The organism is Paeniglutamicibacter cryotolerans (assembly GCF_014190875.1).
Taxonomy (GTDB): Bacteria; Actinomycetota; Actinomycetes; order Actinomycetales; family Micrococcaceae; genus Paeniglutamicibacter; species Paeniglutamicibacter cryotolerans.
In genome coordinates this window covers 2,487,626-2,504,599 of the sequence record NZ_JACHVS010000001.1, presented here as the reverse complement: position 1 = coordinate 2,504,599, position 16,974 = coordinate 2,487,626, and the positions used below count along the sequence as shown (strand labels likewise).

Here is a 16,974-nt window from a genome sequence, read left to right as displayed (position 1 = left end):
CTCGGGCAGGAAGACGGTGCGGTGATCGCGGCCCAGGCCGGACGCCATCGCCGCCGAACCCAACCCCGCCGAGCCCAACCCCGTCGCCACTAGGCACATCAATGACCGGAATCCTTGAGTTGCGGACAGTCACGCCCTGCCGGAAACAGCGAAGCCCGCCGCCCACCCTGCTCGGGGAAGGCGACGGGCTTCGTCACTGTACTACTTGGCAATGCAACTAACTAGTGCCGCTCCGCAGCTTCGGAGAGCTTGCCGGTCTTGCGGTAAGCGTGGCTGGAGCCGACGACATCGCCGGACTTCCATTCGGCCCAGCTGTCCTGGTCTGCCATGAAGGCCTCGATCTCGTCCTTCGTGGCCTCGAGCTTTGGATCGTGTTTGAGGTAGTGGCGGGTTTCGCGCACGATGAGTCCGGACATGATCAGCAGGCCAATCAGGTTCGGAAGCGCCATCAAGCCGTTCATCATGTCGGAGAAGTTCCAGACGACCTCAAGCTTGACCGTGCAGCCAATGAAGACGACCAGTGAGAAGGCCACGCGGAACGGCATCACCGCACGGCGTCCGATCAGGCGTTCGATGTTGCGCTCACCGTAGTAGCACCAGCCCAGGATGGTGGAGAAGGCGAACATGACCAGGCCAATGGTCACAATCCAGTGGCCCCACTGGCCGGGCAGACCGTTGGTGAATGCCTCGCCGGTCATCAGCGCCGCCGGGATCTGCATCAACGATCCCGGCTTATCCGGATCAGCAACCTGCAGGTTCCATACACCGGTGGTCACGATGACCAGGCCGGTGCAGGTGACCACGATGATGGTATCGATGAAGGTCTGTGTCATGGACACCAAGCCCTGACGCACCGGGTGCGAGGTCTGGGCTGCTGCTGCGGCGATGGCTGCCGAGCCCATGCCGGACTCGTTGGAGAAGATGCCGCGGGCCACACCGAACTGTACGGCGATGATGATGACCGAGCCGGCGAATCCGCCGACCGCCGAGGTACCGGTGAAGGCTTCGGAGTAGATCTGGCCGAAGGCCGCCGGGACGGCTGCGACGTTGGCGATCAGGATGTAAATGGCTGCGCCCACGTAGAAGATGATCATGACCGGCACGAATGCGGCGGTGACCTTGCCGATGGACTTGATGCCACCGACCAGGACAACCATGGCCATCACGGTCAGCACGGCGCCGGTGACCCAAGGGGTCACGGAGAAGCTCTTTTCCATGTTTGCGGCGATCGAGTTGCCCTGGGTCATGTTGCCGATGCCGAAGCAGGCCAGCGTCGCGAAGACGGCGAAGGTCAATGCCAGGACCTTGCCCAGCGGGCCCCTGATGCCGCGTTCAAGGTAGTACTGCGGGCCGCCGGACTTCTCCCCGGCCGTATCGGTGGCGCGGTAGCGCACGCCGAGGAACGCCTCGGAGTACTTGGCTGCCATGCCGACCAGACCGGTCACCCACATCCAGAAGAGGGCACCCGGACCGCCGATGCCGATGGCAGTTGCCACGCCGACGATATTGCCGGTGCCGACGGTGGCCGCCAGTGCGGTGGTCAGCGCCTGGAACTGGGAGATGTCACCAACAGATCCCGGGTCCTTGCGCTTGAGCAGGCCCAGGCGCAGTGCGACGCCCAGCTTGAAGAACTGCAGCCCGCCGAGGCGGATGGTCAGGTAGAGCCCGGTGCCCAGAAGCAGTGGGATCAACAGGAAGGGCCCCCAGATGACAGACGAAATGTCACCGAGGGTTGTTGCGAGATCGTCCATGTGACTGGTCCAATCCTTCTCGAGAGGGTGCGAATTGAGTATCGGTGACTTTCGTCACAAAGAGAACATTCTACGCGATCCAGCGACTCCCGATGTGCCAATCGCCACCCTCTGCGCCATGAGCGGCGATCAGCGGTCCATTTCTGGCGATAAGCGGTCGAAGGACGCTTAATATGCCCACACAAAAGGACCGCCCCCGCTTCACCCCTCATGGGGGGATGCGGGAGCGGTCCTGATAGTCCCGGGACCCGGGGTCGAATCACATGCCGAAGTCGGCCGGTGAATCGAACGGTCCCACGACGGTGATCGTGCGCGGGCGGGAGACCAGCTCTCGGGCCAGCTCCTGGACCTGCCCGCAGGTCACTGCCTTGACACGGCCGAGCGTGTCATCGATGTCGTGGAAGACACCGGTCACCAGTTCAGCACGACCCAGGCGCGACATGCGCGATCCCGGATCCTCGAGCGCCAGCACGGTTCCGCCGCACAATTGGCCGATGGCCTTGCGCAGTTCTTCCTCCGTGATGCCGTGCTCGGCCAGCTTCTCCAGCTCGTCCGCAAGCAGGTCGATGACCTGCTTGGTCTTCGCCGGTGAGCAGCCCGCGTACATGCCGAAGTATCCGGCATCCGAGTAGGCCGCGGAGAAGGAGTAGGTCGAGTAGACCAACCCCCGTTTCTCACGGATCTCCTGGAACAGGCGCGAAGACATGCCCCCGCCCAGTACGGCGTTGAGCACGCTCATCTGGTGGCGGCGCTCGTCGGTGGCGACGATGCCGGGGCAGCCCATGATGATGTTCGTCTGTTCCACCGGGCGGCGGAAAACGTCGATCGTGTGCTGTCCCTCGATCTTGGCCGGTGCGGTGCTGCGGCGCGGTTCGGGTTCTACCCCTTCGGTCAGGTCCCAGCCGGCGGTGCGCAGCGCATCCATGATCTGTTCGCAGACCACGTCGTGATCGAGCGAGCCGGCAGCCGTAATGACCAGTTCACCGGGCTTGTAGTAGCGCTGGTAGTGCTCCCAGACGGACTCTCGCGGAACGGCCAGAATGGCCTCGGGCGTGCCGCCGATGGGACGTCCCAGCGGGTGGTCGCCCAGGACCGCCGCGACGAACTTCTCGTGTGCGACGTCGCCCGGATCGTCGTTATCCATCGCGATTTCCTCGAGGATGACGTCGCGCTCCTGCTCGAGTTCATGCGGATCGAGCACTGCCGAGGTGACCATGTCGGCAATGACGTCGATGGCCAGGCCCAGGTCGCTATCCAGCACGCGGGCAAAGTAGCAGGTGCTTTCCTTCGCCGTTGCGGCGTTGGATTCGCCGCCTACCTCGTCGAACGCCGAGGCGATCTCCATGGCCGTGCGCCGCTTGGTGCCCTTGAACAGCAGGTGCTCAAGGAAGTGGGTGGAACCATGCTGGCCCGGGGCCTCGTCGCGTGAACCGACGCCGACCCAGAAGCCGATCGTGGCCGAGCGCTGGCCGGGCATTGCCTCGGTGAGCACCCGGACCCCGCCGGGGAGGACCGAGCGGCGTACTAGTGCGCCGCCGGCCTCCCCGTGCAGGATCGTGGGGTCCCCGGCTTCGATGGGAGCGGGGGCACCGTTGCCTGTATCCCCCAGCGAAGCCGGGGGTACACCGGAGCCGGCAAGCGGCAGCGGAATCATTACCACTGAGAAAGTCCTTTATTCGACGAAGGTCTGAACATAGTTACGCTGACGCGAACATACGGTTTCCATTATCCCATAGCGTGTTCAAACTGCCGCGTCGGCCGGCAGCCCCGGTGACCACACCCGTGCTGACCAGTACCGGTTAACAAAGCAAGACACCCCTTCCTCCGTTTTTCAACGGACGAAGGGGTGTCTTACCCAGCTAGGAAGCTTACGCTTCTTCCTCGGCAGCAGGCTCTTCCTCTGCCACGACCGGGGCAAGCGACAGCTTTCCACGATCGTCGACCTTGGTGATTTCTACCTGGAGCTTCTGGCCCACGGAAACGACGTCTTCGACGTCATCGACGCGCTTGCCACCGGCGAGCTTACGGAGCTCGGAGATGTGCAGCAGGCCGTCCTTGCCCGGGGTCAGCGAAACGAACGCACCGAAGGTGGTCAGCTTCACGATGGTGCCGAGGTAGCGTTCGCCGACCTCGGGGACCATCGGGTTGGCGATCGCGTTGATCGCCGAGCGGGCGGCCTCGGCGGATTCGCCGTTGGTCGCGCCGATGAGGACCGTTCCGTCATCTTCGATCGAGATGTCGGCGCCGGTGTCCTCCTGGATCTGGTTGATCATCTTGCCCTTCGGGCCGATGACCTCGCCGATCTTATCCACCGGGATCTTCACCGAGATGATGCGCGGCGCGTAGGTGGAGAGCTCGTCCGGGGCGTCGATAGCCTGGTTGAGCACCGAGAGGATGTGCAGGCGCGCTTCGCGTGCCTGCTTCAGGGCTGCTGCAAGAACCGATGCCGGGATGCCGTCGAGCTTGGTATCAAGCTGGATGGCAGTCACGAACTCGGCGGTGCCGGCGACCTTGAAGTCCATGTCGCCCATGGCATCTTCGGCACCAAGGATGTCGGTCAGTGCCGCGTAGCGGGTCTGACCGTCGACGACGTCCGAGACGAGGCCCATGGCGATGCCGGCAACCGGTGCCTTCAACGGGACACCGGCGTTGAGCAGCGACAGGGTCGATGCGCAAACGGAGCCCATGGAGGTGGAGCCGTTGGAGCTCAGCGCCTCGGAGACCTGGCGGATGGCGTACGGGAATTCCTCACGCGACGGCAACACCGGCATGAGGGCGCGCTCTGCGAGGGCACCATGGCCGATTTCGCGGCGCTTGGGCGAACCCACGCGGCCGGTCTCACCGGTGGAGTACGGCGGGAAGTTGTAGTTGTGCATGTAGCGCTTGCGCGTTACCGGGCCCAACGAGTCGATCTGCTGTTCCATCTTCAGCATGTTCAAGGTGGTGACGCCCATGATCTGGGTTTCGCCACGCTCGAAGATGGCCGAACCGTGGACGCGCGGCAGGACCTCGACCTCGGCGGTGAGCTTACGGATGTCCGAAAGCCCGCGGCCGTCCATGCGGACCTGGTCGCGCAGGATGCGCTGGCGCACGACCTGCTTGGTGACTGCGCCGAAGGCCTTGGAGGCCTCGGAAGCACGGCCTTCGAGCCCAGCGCCCTCGGCGATCAGTGCGGAAACTACTTCGTCCTTGAGTGCCGAAGCTGCGTTGTCACGCTCCTGCTTGCCGGCGATCGTGTAGATCCCGGCCAGCTTGGTGCCCGCTGCTGCCTCGACGGCTGCAAAGGCATCGTCTTCGTAGTCGCGGAAGACCGGGAACTCGACGGTTTCCTTGGCGGCGCGGGCAGCCAAGTCCGACTGGGCCTCGCACAGAGCCTTGATGAACGGCTTTGCAGCTTCCAGGCCCTCTGCAACGACCTCTTCGGTCGGGGCGGTGTGGCCCTGTTCCTTGATGAGGTTCCAGGAGTTGTCGGTGGCTTCTGCCTCGACCATCATGATCGCGACGTCATCGCCGGCGATACGGCCGGCAACGACCATGTTGAACACGGCGTTTTCCAACTGGCTGTGCTTCGGGAAGGCAACCCACTGGGCGCCGTTTCCATCGTCGATCAGGGCAACGCGGACGCCGCCGATCGGGCCGGAGAAGGGCAGGCCCGAAAGCTGGGTCGACATCGAGGAGGCGTTGATGGCCACCACGTCGTAGAGCTCGTCCGGGTTGATCGCCAGTACGGTGACGACGATCTGGACCTCGTTGCGCAGGCCCTTGACGAATGCCGGGCGCAGCGGGCGGTCCATCAGGCGGCAAGCCAGGATGGCCTCCGTTGACGGACGGCCTTCGCGGCGGAAGAAGCTGCCCGGGATGCGGCCGGCAGCGTACATGCGCTCCTCGACGTCCACGGTCAGCGGGAAGAAGTCGAAGCCCTCACGCGGGTGCTTGCCGGCCGTGGTGGCCGACAGCAGGGCGGTCTCTTCGTCGATGTAGACCATTGCGGCGCCAGCAGCCTGCTGGGCCAGGCGACCGGTTTCAAAGCGGATAACGCGCTTGCCGTGACGACCGTTGTCGATCACTGCCTCGGCGAACTGAATCTCGGGACCCTCCAAGAGAGTCACCTCCATTTCTGTTGGTGCGGAGACAGCCATTGTCCTGATGCCCGGAATGGGTCCGTGCGCCGGCGCCCGGTCTTCGATCGAGGCCCACGGGATGCCGTATGCATCCCGGAGACCACTACCGAGGACCGCGAATGCCGTGGTCTGGCTGCTCCTGATAATCGGGGTGGTGCGTTCAGGGTGCAAAACACCCTGTTACTAGACTAAGGGCGGTACCTCCGGTACGGGAATTCCCGTACCGGCGGCACCGCCCTCAACCAAACCTAGCGACGCAGGCCGAGGCGCTCGATGAGCGCACGGTAGCGGGCAATGTCGGTCTTCTTCAGGTAGCCGAGCATGCGACGACGACGACCAACCAGGCCCATGAGGCCACGGCGGGTGTGGTGATCGTGCTTGTGCATCTTCAGGTGTTCCGTCAGATCGGCGATACGGCGGGAAAGTACAGCAACCTGTACCTCCGGTGAACCCGTGTCGCCTTCGCTGGTGGCGTAGGCCTGCATGATTTCGGTCTTGATAGCAGCGTCAAGTGCCACAGTAACTCCTAGAGTTGTACCGCGATTCAAAAAATCACCGTTTCCGGCAAGGTACCGCGCAACCGCGGACTGCAGCGGGCACCGCCAACCAGTCTAACACCGGTTATCCGGGGCCAGGCCCAGAATGTGGCGGCTATCGCAGGTCAGCGATCCAGGCGTGGGTCAGGTAGGGAAGCTCCAATGCGGCGCCCCGTCCATGACCCAGGTGCTCGTGCAGGTACCAGTCGAGGTTCGCTTCGACCTTGGCCCGGGTTGCCGCCGAGGCGCGTAGGTAGTAGCTGCGCGATTTGGTCAGTTCAAGGATGCCGTTTGTGCTTGCGGGTTGGTTCCAGCGGACCTCGTGGGAAACCGGTGTCCCAAACTCGGCGCCCAGCGGCGGGGCGAAGCCGGGGCGGTGCACATCCCCGGCATGCATGATGCGGGCCAGCCGGTGCACCCACGGCACCGAGACGTCCAGCTGGTTCCAGACCAGGGCGATACGCCCTCCGGGGCGCAGGATCCGTGCCGCTTCGGCGCTCGCTGCCAGCGGATCCACCCAGTGCCAGGCTTGGGCCACGGAGACCACGTTGACGCTTGCCGGCGGGATCCCGGTGGCCTCCGCCGTGCCCTCGAGCACCCGGGCGGCCGGCAGGTTGCGGGCCAGCACGGCAAGCATGTCCACCGAGGGGTCGATGGCCCAGGTCTCCAGGCCGCGCTCGATCAGGTGCCGGGTGAAGATCCCGGTACCGGCTCCCACGTCCGCCGCGGCGCGGGCCCCGGCGGGGACCATGAAGTCGACTATGGCTTCGGGGTAGTCGGGGCGTACGGCGTCGTAGTGGTCGCCGCCGGCGGAGAACGCGGCGGCCAGGGTTTCGCGGCGGCCGGGGTCCAGCTCGAAGGCGCGTCCGGGCAACGCCGGGATCTCGGGTGTGTCAGACATGGTGTTCCAGGGGATTCGGGTCAGGCGTTGACGAGCACGCCGCGGGTGCGCTCGACATCCTCGCGCATCTGCTCGATCAGCGCCTCGACGCCTCGGTAGGCGACCATCGGGCGCAGGTGCGCAACGAATTCGACAACGACCTGCTGGCCGTAGAGGTCGAAGTCCTCGACGCCCTCGCTGGGCCTGTCGATCACATGGGCTTCGACCTGGCGGCTGACGCCTTCGAAGGTGGGGTTGGAACCCACCGAAATCGCGGCGGGCCAGCGGACCTCCGCCTCATCGACCAGCCAACCGGCATAGACGCCGTCGGCCGGGATGATGCCGGAGGCAGCGGTTTCCAGGTTCGCCGTGGGGAAGCCCAGTTCGCGACCGCGGGCAGCACCGTGCACCACCTCGCCGCGCATTCGGTGCGGTCGGCCAAGGATCTGCGCCGCCGTTTCCACGTCGCCCCTGTTCAGGGCCTCGCGGACCCAGGTGGATGACCAGCGGCGATGGTCCCCGATGTCCTCGACGCCGATGACCTCGAAGCCGTACTTCTCGCCCAGCTCGCACATGGTGGCGAAGTCTCCGGCATTGCCATGGCCGAATCGCACGTCGTGCCCGACGACCACGGCACAGGCGCCGAGGAGTTCCACGATGATGGACTTGACGAATTCCTCGGGGCTCGCCTGGGCGAAATCGAGCGTGTAGCGGATCATCAGCAGCGCATCGAGGTCCTCGTTCGCCAGCGTCTCGATCCGGTCGGCAAGTCCCATGATCAGTTCGGGCGCCGATTCGGGGCGGTGGACCTGTGCCGGATGCGGGTCGAAGCTGATCGCGACGGCGCTGGCGGCATGGCGCTTGGCTGTTTCCGCCACTGCCTGCAGGACCTCGCGGTGGCCGCGGTGGACCCCGTCGAAGTTCCCGATCGTGACTACAGATGGACCGAAGCCAGCAGGGACGGCTTCAAGGCCTTTCCAATAGTGCACGGTATTCCTTTGATCGGTGGTGCGGCCAGCCGGTTCAAGACAGCCGTTTCCATTATGGCCGAAAAGTTCACTGTCCATGAACCGTGACATGCACGTTCGGGCCCGAGACACCCCCGAGCCGAGCGGTCATCAGCCGAGACCGCGTCCCCTCTATCGGAGGCTTAGGCCGTGGCGGCCGGCGCCTGAGGGCGGTGCTTGTTCAACCACCACAGGCCCACCAGCGGCAGCAACAACGGGACGTAGCCGTATCCGCCACCGAAGTGCGACCACACGGCCGGGTGCGCAAAGAGCGCCGGCAGCGCGAAGCTCAGCGTTCCGACGACCAGCACACCAGCCAGCTCGAACAGCACCGCGTACCAGGCCAGCTTCCAGGACCCCGGCTTCCGCGATGCCAGGGCAAGGGTGGCAACGATATAGACGACACCCGCCAAGGCGCTGAGCAGGTAGGCAAGTGGCGCCCCCTGGAAATCCATCAGGATCTGGTAGACGGCCCGCACCGTGGCGGAGAGGGCCAGAATGCCGTAGACGGCGATGATGATCCGTCCCAGCCCGGAGCTGCGCCCGTTGCCGGGATGCCGCTTGGCTCCTGCCGCATCAACGATACGTGAGCGCTTTGCCGGCGCAGATGCGCCGTTTTCCCCTGCTGTGCTCATGCTGCCACCACTCCATCCCAAATCTGTTCCATCCTGAATAACATGACAAAGACCGTGAGGCCGGAGGCCGCCAGCACCAGGTTGGACCAGCGCGACTTGTCGGTCACGGCCCAGATGAAGGCCAGCGCCGGCACGAACAGGGCCGTGATGAGGTAACCCCAGAACTCCCAGGACTCACCGGAGATCGCCTGCCCACCGGCCTGCCTGATGGCCGCCGAGACCCCATAGACCAGCAAAAACAGCTCGAGCACGGCGACGGAGACCAGAGTGAAGTCATCCGGGTAGTCGCGGGCGATCGCGGCGATAACTCCCAGCAGCACTGTGACAGCACAGATCAGGGCGCCAGCGATGAAGAATCCGTCAACAATCACGGCGGACCTGTCCTCTTTTCGGTGGTGTTGGGTGGGGCGGTACCTCAGGCTGTGGCGAAGACCAGTTCCGGCTTTGCCTGGCCGGCCTTGTTCTTCAACAGCGCAACGAGCGAGCCGTCGGGAGCGAAGGCGGCGGTGATCTCGTCCGTATCGCATTCGGCAATGCGACGTCCGTAGGAGAGCTCGACGCGCTCGGCCTCGGTCAGGTCCCGGCGTGGGAAGAGGGCAGCCGCGGCGTCGTCCAGCTCGAGGTAGCTGAATTCCTTAGCCAGCTCCTCAAGCGTGTGGGCCTGCTCAAGCGTGTAGGGGCCGACCTGCGTGCGGCGCAGCGCGGTCAGGTGCCCGCCGACGTTCAGTGCGGCGCCCAGGTCTCGGGCCAGTGCCCTGATGTAGGTGCCGGAAGTGCAATCGACCGTCACATCGATGTCCAGCACCTTGCCGCCGCGTTCACGGCGGATGTCGTGGACCTCGAAGCGCTTGATCGTGACCGGGCGGGCCTTGAGCTTCACTTCCTCGCCGGCACGCACGCGGGCGTAGGAGCGTTCGCCATTGACCTTAATCGCGCTGACCGATGAGGGCACCTGTTCGATCTCCCCCGTCAGGGCGGCGATGCCCGCGTGGATCTGCTCCTCGGTGACTGCTGCGGCGATGCGGCGCTCGATGACCTCACCCTCGGCATCGTCGGTAATCGTTGATTCCCCGAGCCGGATGGTGGCCGTATAGGTCTTGGACGCGCCCACGATGTATGTCAGCAGGCGCGTGGCCTTGTTGATGCCCAGCACGAGCACTCCGGTGGCCATCGGGTCCAAGGTGCCGGCATGGCCGACCTTGCGGGTGCCCGCAAGACGGCGGGTACGACCCACCACATCGTGGCTGGTCCAACCCTGCGGTTTGTCGATGATCACCAATCCGGAGCCGATTCCGTCGGTGTTGTTCTCGTGGCCTGTTTTCACGCACTCCAGTATAGGCGGCTTTCGGATGCGGCAATTCCGCCGAGTCCCCCGTTGCGCCTCAAGAGCAGCACCCCGGTGCCTACCCTCGCCATTTTCCGGTCCCCTCGGCCACCCCTCTGTTCCTCAATCGGCTGACCCCTGCTGTTGACACCCATTTTTCCGATGGCTATGGTTGCGCCATATGTGGCTCACGCACCGCGCCACAGCACGTGCCGGGACAGCGAGCTGGCGCTCTCCCCCATCGCCGATAGCGGCACCCACTCGTCACCAGCCATGCCGAACCACCAATCGAGAATCATCACTTTTTGCACCACTGGTCCCGTGGCCCGGTGACGGATTCCGTGTTTTTCGTTTGCGCCCTGCACATTTGCGCCTCTGCACAGCAGGGAAGCTCTTTGATGGGATTCTCATGAAACCTCGCACCATTGCGGCATCTATTGCCGCTGCGGCCCTGGCCGTCACCCTCACCTCCGCTCCGGCCCAAGCCCACCGGCAGCCGCATCCGCCCAACCCACCGGTCTCGCACGTCAAGACCTTGGCCTCCGGGCTGGCCTCACCACTGAAGGTTGCCTTTGGTCCCCACGGCAGCTATCTGGTGGCCGAGTCGTTCATCGGGAAGCTGACCCGGATCAGCGCATCGGGCAAGAAGAGCACCATGTACTCTGCTCCGGGCCATGAAATCGCCGGGGTCTCGTACCGGTCGGGCACCACCTACTTCTTCGACAACGAACAGGGGGACAACCCCGAGCAACCGCCAACCGAGCTGCTTCCGGCACTGCTGAAGACCATCGACCAGCGCGGCAAGGTACGCACCGTGGCCGACCTGTCGGTCTTCGAGAAGAAGTACAACCCCGACCGCAAGACCGTGTACGGGGTGCGGAAGGCCTCAAAGGCTTGCCTGGCCCAAGCACCGGAGTTCGGGAATACGGCAGAGGTCTACTCGCACCCGTATTCGTCCACCGCAACCCGCAATGGGCTCTATGTCGGCGATGCAGGGGCAAACACCATCCTTCACGTGAACAAGCGTGGGAAGGTCTCGCTGGTTAAGGCCCTGCCGGCGGAACCGATCAAGATCACCGCTGCTGTGGCGGCCGCCTTCGCCGAGATGGGCGCGGTGGTCCCCAACTGCATGCTCGGGCTCACCTACTACGCACAGGCAGTGCCCACCGACGTCGATGTCCGGGGCGATTGGCTGTACTACACGGTTCTTCCCGGGGTTCCGGGTGAAGGCCTTTCCACGGGAAAGGCCTATCGGATGAATCTGCGCTCCCACCACACCCAGACGCTGGCCACCGGGCTGTCGGCACCGACCGGAATCGCCGTCTCCGGCACCGGAGGCGCGTACGTCAGCCAGCTCATGGGAGATGGAGTAGTGAAACTGGACCGTGGCCGAAAGATCACGGTACTCAAGGCGCCCATGACCGGCGACGTTGCCATCAGCGGCAAGAGGATGGCCGTCACGACCAATGTCATGGCCGATCCTCCTGAAGGTGGATCTTTGGTCACCGCCAAGATCCGCTGGTAGAAGCTCCTGGGGTCCCGTCGAACGGACTGCCGGGCTTAAACAAACATCGGGCCGACCGGGCCCTCCCTGCAAGGGGTGGGGCTGGTCGGTCCGATGCACGTTGCGGGGACGGCCAGGCTAGGCCTGCTCGTCCTCTTCCTCGTCGCGCTTGTAGGGATCTTCGTCCCCTGCAAACGTCGCGCCCTCGGCAAGGGCAGCCACTGCTGCATCCTTTTCCTTGGCGGAACGCAGCAGTGCCTCGAGGTTGGAGGCGTTGACCGGGATCTCGTCGGGGACGAATTCCAGGGTGGGGGTCAGGCGAACGGTGACGTTGCGGCCGACCTCCTTGCGCAGCACCCCTCGGGACTTCTCCAGGGCTGCCGCGGCGTCCGCCTTGGCCTCCGCATCGCCGAAGACGGTGTAGTAGATGGTGGCGTGCTGCAGGTCGTTGGTGACGCGGGCGTCGGTGACCGTGATGGCCTCGACGCGCGGGTCCTTGACGGCCTTGCCCAGTGCTTGGGCGACAACCACCTTGATGCGTTGCGCCAAACGGGCGGCGCGTGCGGAATCAGCCATGATCGCTCCTTGGTGTGATTGGCTACGGATGAAGTGTTAAGGGTGAACGACGACGGAGCCCCGCCGTTGCGGGTGGGGCTCCGTCGTCGTCAGCCATTACTCACGAAGGACTAGTTGCGCGGCTTTTCGCGCATCTCGAACGTCTGGATGATGTCCTCGGGCTGCAGGTCGTTGAACGAACCCAGGCCGATGCCACACTCGAAGTCCGTACGGACCTCGGTTGCGTCATCCTTGAAGCGCTTGAGCGAGTCAACGGTGAGGTTCTCACCGATGATCTTGCCGGCGCGCAAGACGCGTGCCTTGGAGTTACGGCGGATGGTACCGGACCGAACGATGGAACCGGCGATGTTGCCGTGCTTGGAGGAACGGAATACCTCGCGGATTTCCGCGGTACCCAGTTCGACTTCCTCGTACTCGGGCTTGAGCATGCCCTTGAGTGCCAGTTCGATGTCGTCGATGGCGCCGTAGATGACCGAGTAGAAGCGCATGTCGACGCCTTCTTTGTCGGCCAGTTCGGCAACACGCTCGGCCGGCTTGACGTTGAAGCCGATGATGATGGCCGAGTCGACGGTCGCCAGGTTGACGTCGTTCTGGGTGATGGCACCCACGCCGCGGTGGATGACGCGCAGCTGCACGCCCTCGCCCACGTCGATCTTGAGCAGCGAGTCTTCCAGGGCCTCGACGGCACCGGACACGTCGCCCTTGAGGATGAGGTTGAGCGTATCGATCTTGCCGTCGGCGACGGCCTGGTCGAAGTCCTCCAGGGTGATGCGCTTGCGGCGCTTGGCCAGCGAGGCGTTGCGGTCCGCTGCTTCACGCTTTTCGGCGATCTGGCGGGCGGTGCGCTCGTCGGCGGTGACCAGGAACGTGTCGCCTGCACGCGGAACCGAGGACAGGCCGAGGACCTGGACCGGGCGCGAGGGCAGTGCATGGGTGACGGTGGTGCCGTCTTCGGTGAACATGGCACGCACGCGGCCATGTGCCGTACCGGCCACGATGGTGTCGCCGACGTTCAAGGTACCGGACTGGACCAGGACGGTTGCCACGGCACCGCGTCCCTTGTCCAGATTGGCCTCGATCGCGATGCCGCGGGCATCCTTGTTCGGGTTGGCACGCATGTCCAACGCGGCGTCTGCGGTCAGCAGCACTGCGTCGAGCAGGTCGTCGACGCCTTCGCCCTTGAGAGCGGAGACGTGGATGAACATGGTGTCGCCACCGTACTCCTCAGGAACCAGGCCGTATTCGGCCAGCTGGCCCTTGACCTTGTCCGGGTTGGCGGACGGCTTGTCGATCTTGTTGACCGCGACCACGATCGGCACGCCTGCGGCCTGGGCGTGGTTAAGCGCCTCAACCGTCTGCGGCATGACGCCGTCATCCGCCGCCACGACGAGCACGGCGATGTCGGTGACCTTGGCACCACGGGCACGCATGGCGGTGAACGCCTCGTGGCCCGGAGTATCGATGAAGGTGATCGGGCGATCAATGCCTTCGTGTTCGTGGTGGACCTGGTAGGCACCGATGTGCTGGGTGATGCCGCCGGCTTCGCCCTCGATGACGTTGGTCTTACGGATTGCATCGAGCAGACGGGTCTTACCGTGATCGACGTGGCCCATGACGGTGACAACCGGCGGGCGGGCTTCGAGCTCGTCGTCGCCTTCGGCCTCGAGTTCGGCGTCCAAGTCGATCGAGAAGGACTCGAAGAGTTCGCGCTCTTCGTCTTCCGGGGAAACAACCTGAACCTTGTAGCCGAGCTCGGCTCCGAGGATATCGAAGGTCGCCTCATCCAGGGACTGGGTGGCTGTTGCCATTTCGCCCAGGTGGAAGAGCACGGTGACCAGCGATGCCGGGTTTGCACCGATCTTATCGGCGAAGTCGGTGATCGAGGCGCCACGACGAAGACGGATCTCCGTGGTGCCGCTGCCGCGGGGCACGCTCACGCCGCCCAGCGACGGAGCACTCATCTGCTCGAGTTCCTGGCGCTTGGCACGCTTCGACTTGCGCTGCTTGCCGCGGCCGGCGCCGCCCTTACCGAAAGCACCCTGGGTTCCACCGCGACCGCGGTTCGGACCGCCGCCGCCCTTGAAGCCGCCACCTGCACCCGGAGCGCCGCCTGCGGCACCCGGAGCGCCACCCGGACGGGCTGCGCCGCCACGGCCGCCTGCACCCGGACGACCTGCGCCGGCTGCGGGAGCCGGACGCTCGGTACGGTTGGGCATCATGCCCGGAGTAGCGCGAGCACCACCGGGCGTGCGCGGGCCTGCTGCGCCGGCACCGGCCGGACGGGGACCGCCCGGACGGGCGTTGGCTCCGCCTGCGGGGCGGGGACCTGCCGCACCGGCTCCTGCCGGACGCGGTCCACCTGCACCCGGGGCGCCACCCTGACGCGGAGCACCGCCCGAACGCATGCCCTGCTGGGATGAGAACGGGTTGTTACCCGGACGCGGGCCACCGGGGCGCGGTCCACCCGGACGCGGGCCGCCGGGGCGCTCGCTGGTTGCCCGGTCGTTGTCGTTTGCCGAACGCATGCCCTGCTGGGACGAAAACGGGTTGTTGCCCGGACGCGGAGCGCCCGGCTTGGCGCCGGGGCGCGGAGCCTCGGTGCGTGCCGTTGCCGGCTTCGGTGCCGGGGCGCCCGGAACGGCGGCCGGAGCCGATGCCGCGGGAGCTTCCGGAGCTGCTGCTGCCGGAGCGGCGGCCGGGGCTGCTGCCGCCGGAGCTGCTGCGGGTGCCGGAGCGGGGGTTTCCACGGCCGGGGCCGGGGTTGCCGCTGCGGGCTTCGGGGCGGCGTTGCCCGGCTTCGGAGCCGAGGGTGCCTTGGGAGCGGCAGCGGGTGCTACCGCATCGGGGAACGCGTCGCGCAGCTTGCGCACGACGGGTGCCTCGATGGTGGAGGATGCCGAACGGACGAATTCGCCCAGTTCCTGCAGCTTTGCCACTGCATCCTTCGAAGTGATTCCGAGCTCTTTGGCGAGCTCGTGTACGCGGACCTTGGCCACATTTCTCCTGTCTCGGCCCGCACCACCACTTTGTGAAAAAGTCTTAAGTACGAGCCAACTCTTGCTTGTTTCGCCCGGCGTCCGGGACGGACGACATGGGCACTTCGGCGCTTAAATGACGAGTCATTTTCAGGCGCTCATCGCTTGGAACTCATCGGGTTTCCATCAGTTCGCTGACCCGCTCTCAGGTTGGATTCTCGTGTTGATGTTTCCTCCGGTTGAGGAATCATGTGCAGCCATCGCCGTGAGCACACCGGCATCGTCCACGGCCTTCTTGAAGGCCCGTGGGAATGCCCGGCGCTTGAGGGCCAGAGCGGCACATTCCGGCGTGGGGTGCAGCCATGCGCCCCTGCCGGACATGCACCGGCGTGGATCGGGAACGACGACGCTACGGCCATCTCCCTGTTCCACGGCCCAGCGCATCAACAGATCTTGGTCCCGGGTCTGACGGCATCCAATGCACGTGCGTTGCGGCGTATGTTGCGCACTCACGTTCGGATTCACTCCTGCATTCGATTACCGCCCCCACCCGGGGCCACAGACCAGTCTAGCGCGTTTCCCGGGACGATGTGGCGTGCCGTGGGCCACTACGGCACCGCACGCTCCGATAAAGGCCGCCGCCCGCCACCCCGGAGGGATGGCGGGCGGCGGCCCGGAAGGCGCGGCGCGCTAGGAGCGCACTACCCCATCGGAAACGATATCGATGCGCCAGCCGGTGAGCTTGGCCGCGAGGCGGGCATTCTGCCCCTCCTTGCCGATCGCCAGCGACAGCTGGTAGTCGGGAACCACGACGCGGGCCGACCGCGTGGCCGGATCAACGATGGTCACCGAGTTCACCTTGGACGGCGAGAGCGCCGAGGCGATGAACTTTGCCGGGTCTTCGTTGAAGTCGACGATGTCGATCTTCTCGTCGTTCAGCTCGGTCATGACGGCACGGACGCGGGAACCCATTTCGCCGATGCAGGCGCCCTTGGCATTGACTCCCGCTGCAGTGGCGCGCACCGCGATCTTCGTGCGGTGTCCGGCTTCGCGGGCCAGGGCCATGATTTCCACGGCACCGTCGGCGATCTCCGGGACCTCCATCTCGAAGAGCCGGCGGACCAGGTTCGGGTGTGAACGCGAAAGCGTGATCGACGGGCCCTTAGGGCCCTTGTGCACGTCGACGACGTAGGCGCGGATGCGGTTGCCGTGGACGTACTTCTCGCCCGGAACCTGCTCCGGCGGCGGCAGCAGGCCTTCGACGACGCCCAGGTTGACCTGGACCATGATCGGGTTGTTGCCCTGCTGGATCTGACCGGAGACGAGTTCGCCTTCCTTGCCCTTGAACTCGCCCAGGATGTTGTCATCCTCGGCATCGCGCAGGCGCTGCAGGATGACTTGGCGGGCCGTCGAGGCGGCGATGCGGCCGAAACCGGTCGGGGTGTCGTCGAATTCGGGCATCGGGGTGCCGTCGTCGTCCATCTCGGTGGCGAGGATCGTCACGCGGCCGCTCTTGCGGTCGACCTGGGCACGAGCTTGCGGCACTGCACCGGGTGACTTGTGGTAAGCCAGCAACAGGGCCTGCTCGATGGTGGGGATCAGCACTTCCAACGGGATTTCCCGTTCGCGCTCGAGCATGCGCAGTGCGCTCATATCAATGTCCAA

General features: G+C 65.2%; 14 protein-coding genes. 1 reads left to right on the top strand and 13 read right to left on the bottom strand.

Features of this window, described 5'->3' with window-relative positions; all coding sequences use genetic code 11:
* Window positions 1–221 precede the first annotated feature (221 nt).
* The 9 genes from E9229_RS11495 to truB all read right to left on the bottom strand — a co-directional run bounded on the left by E9229_RS11495 (window position 222) and on the right by truB (window position 10,221).
* Window positions 222–1,751 carry an alanine/glycine:cation symporter family protein gene (locus tag E9229_RS11495; RefSeq protein ID WP_183511357.1) on the bottom strand — a complete coding sequence of 510 codons (1,530 nt, stop codon included), beginning with the start codon at window positions 1,749–1,751 and terminating at the stop codon, window positions 222–224.
* A gap of 259 nt (window positions 1,752–2,010) precedes the next feature.
* Entirely contained in the window at window positions 2,011–3,411 is a 1,401-nt protein-coding gene (locus tag E9229_RS11490) for a M16 family metallopeptidase (RefSeq protein ID WP_312855674.1), read from the bottom strand.
* Window positions 3,412–3,619: 208 nt separating this feature from the next.
* Window positions 3,620–5,851 carry a polyribonucleotide nucleotidyltransferase gene (locus E9229_RS11485; protein WP_183512027.1) on the bottom strand — a complete coding sequence of 744 codons (2,232 nt, stop codon included), beginning with the start codon at window positions 5,849–5,851 and terminating at the stop codon, window positions 3,620–3,622.
* A 269-nt stretch (window positions 5,852–6,120) separates the two neighbouring features.
* The gene (rpsO, locus tag E9229_RS11480; RefSeq protein ID WP_183511355.1) at window positions 6,121–6,390 is read right to left on the bottom strand and encodes a 30S ribosomal protein S15; all 270 of its coding nucleotides are present in this window, start codon (window positions 6,388–6,390) and stop codon (window positions 6,121–6,123) included.
* Window positions 6,391–6,523: 133 nt separating this feature from the next.
* On the bottom strand, window positions 6,524–7,309 hold the full coding sequence (locus E9229_RS11475) for a class I SAM-dependent methyltransferase (protein ID WP_183511353.1): 786 nt from the start codon (window positions 7,307–7,309) through the stop codon (window positions 6,524–6,526).
* A gap of 20 nt (window positions 7,310–7,329) precedes the next feature.
* Window positions 7,330–8,277: a bifunctional riboflavin kinase/FAD synthetase gene (locus E9229_RS11470; protein WP_312855673.1), complete on the bottom strand. Its 948-nt coding sequence runs from the start codon at window positions 8,275–8,277 to the stop codon at window positions 7,330–7,332.
* Window positions 8,278–8,438: 161 nt separating this feature from the next.
* A complete protein-coding gene (locus tag E9229_RS11465) occupies window positions 8,439–8,930 on the bottom strand; it encodes a hypothetical protein (RefSeq protein WP_183511349.1) in 492 nt (163 codons plus the stop codon).
* Window positions 8,927–9,301, bottom strand: a complete 375-nt coding sequence (locus E9229_RS11460; RefSeq protein WP_183511348.1) for a hypothetical protein — start codon at window positions 9,299–9,301, stop codon at window positions 8,927–8,929. The genes E9229_RS11465 and E9229_RS11460 overlap by 4 nt, the downstream gene beginning before the upstream one ends.
* 44 nt (window positions 9,302–9,345) lie before the next feature.
* Window positions 9,346–10,221, bottom strand: coding sequence for a tRNA pseudouridine(55) synthase TruB (gene truB / locus E9229_RS11455; RefSeq protein WP_183512026.1), 876 nt, complete (start codon window positions 10,219–10,221; stop codon window positions 9,346–9,348).
* A gap of 442 nt (window positions 10,222–10,663) precedes the next feature.
* Between truB and E9229_RS11450 the strand changes: the two genes are divergently transcribed.
* Window positions 10,664–11,779, top strand: coding sequence for a ScyD/ScyE family protein (locus E9229_RS11450; RefSeq protein ID WP_183511347.1), 1,116 nt, complete (start codon window positions 10,664–10,666; stop codon window positions 11,777–11,779).
* Window positions 11,780–11,896: 117 nt separating this feature from the next.
* On the opposite strand, the gene rbfA is transcribed toward E9229_RS11450, so the two are convergent.
* From rbfA to nusA, 4 genes are all read right to left on the bottom strand, one after another.
* Window positions 11,897–12,334 (bottom strand): 30S ribosome-binding factor RbfA, encoded by a 438-nt coding sequence (gene rbfA / locus E9229_RS11445; RefSeq protein WP_183511346.1) that lies wholly within the window; start codon window positions 12,332–12,334, stop codon window positions 11,897–11,899.
* Window positions 12,335–12,444: 110 nt separating this feature from the next.
* The gene (infB, locus tag E9229_RS11440) at window positions 12,445–15,330 is read right to left on the bottom strand and encodes a translation initiation factor IF-2 (RefSeq protein WP_183511345.1); all 2,886 of its coding nucleotides are present in this window, start codon (window positions 15,328–15,330) and stop codon (window positions 12,445–12,447) included.
* Window positions 15,331–15,495: 165 nt separating this feature from the next.
* Window positions 15,496–15,822 carry a YlxR family protein gene (locus E9229_RS11435; RefSeq protein ID WP_312855703.1) on the bottom strand — a complete coding sequence of 109 codons (327 nt, stop codon included), beginning with the start codon at window positions 15,820–15,822 and terminating at the stop codon, window positions 15,496–15,498.
* A gap of 177 nt (window positions 15,823–15,999) precedes the next feature.
* Window positions 16,000–16,974, bottom strand: a complete 975-nt coding sequence (nusA, locus tag E9229_RS11430; protein ID WP_183511342.1) for a transcription termination factor NusA — start codon at window positions 16,972–16,974, stop codon at window positions 16,000–16,002.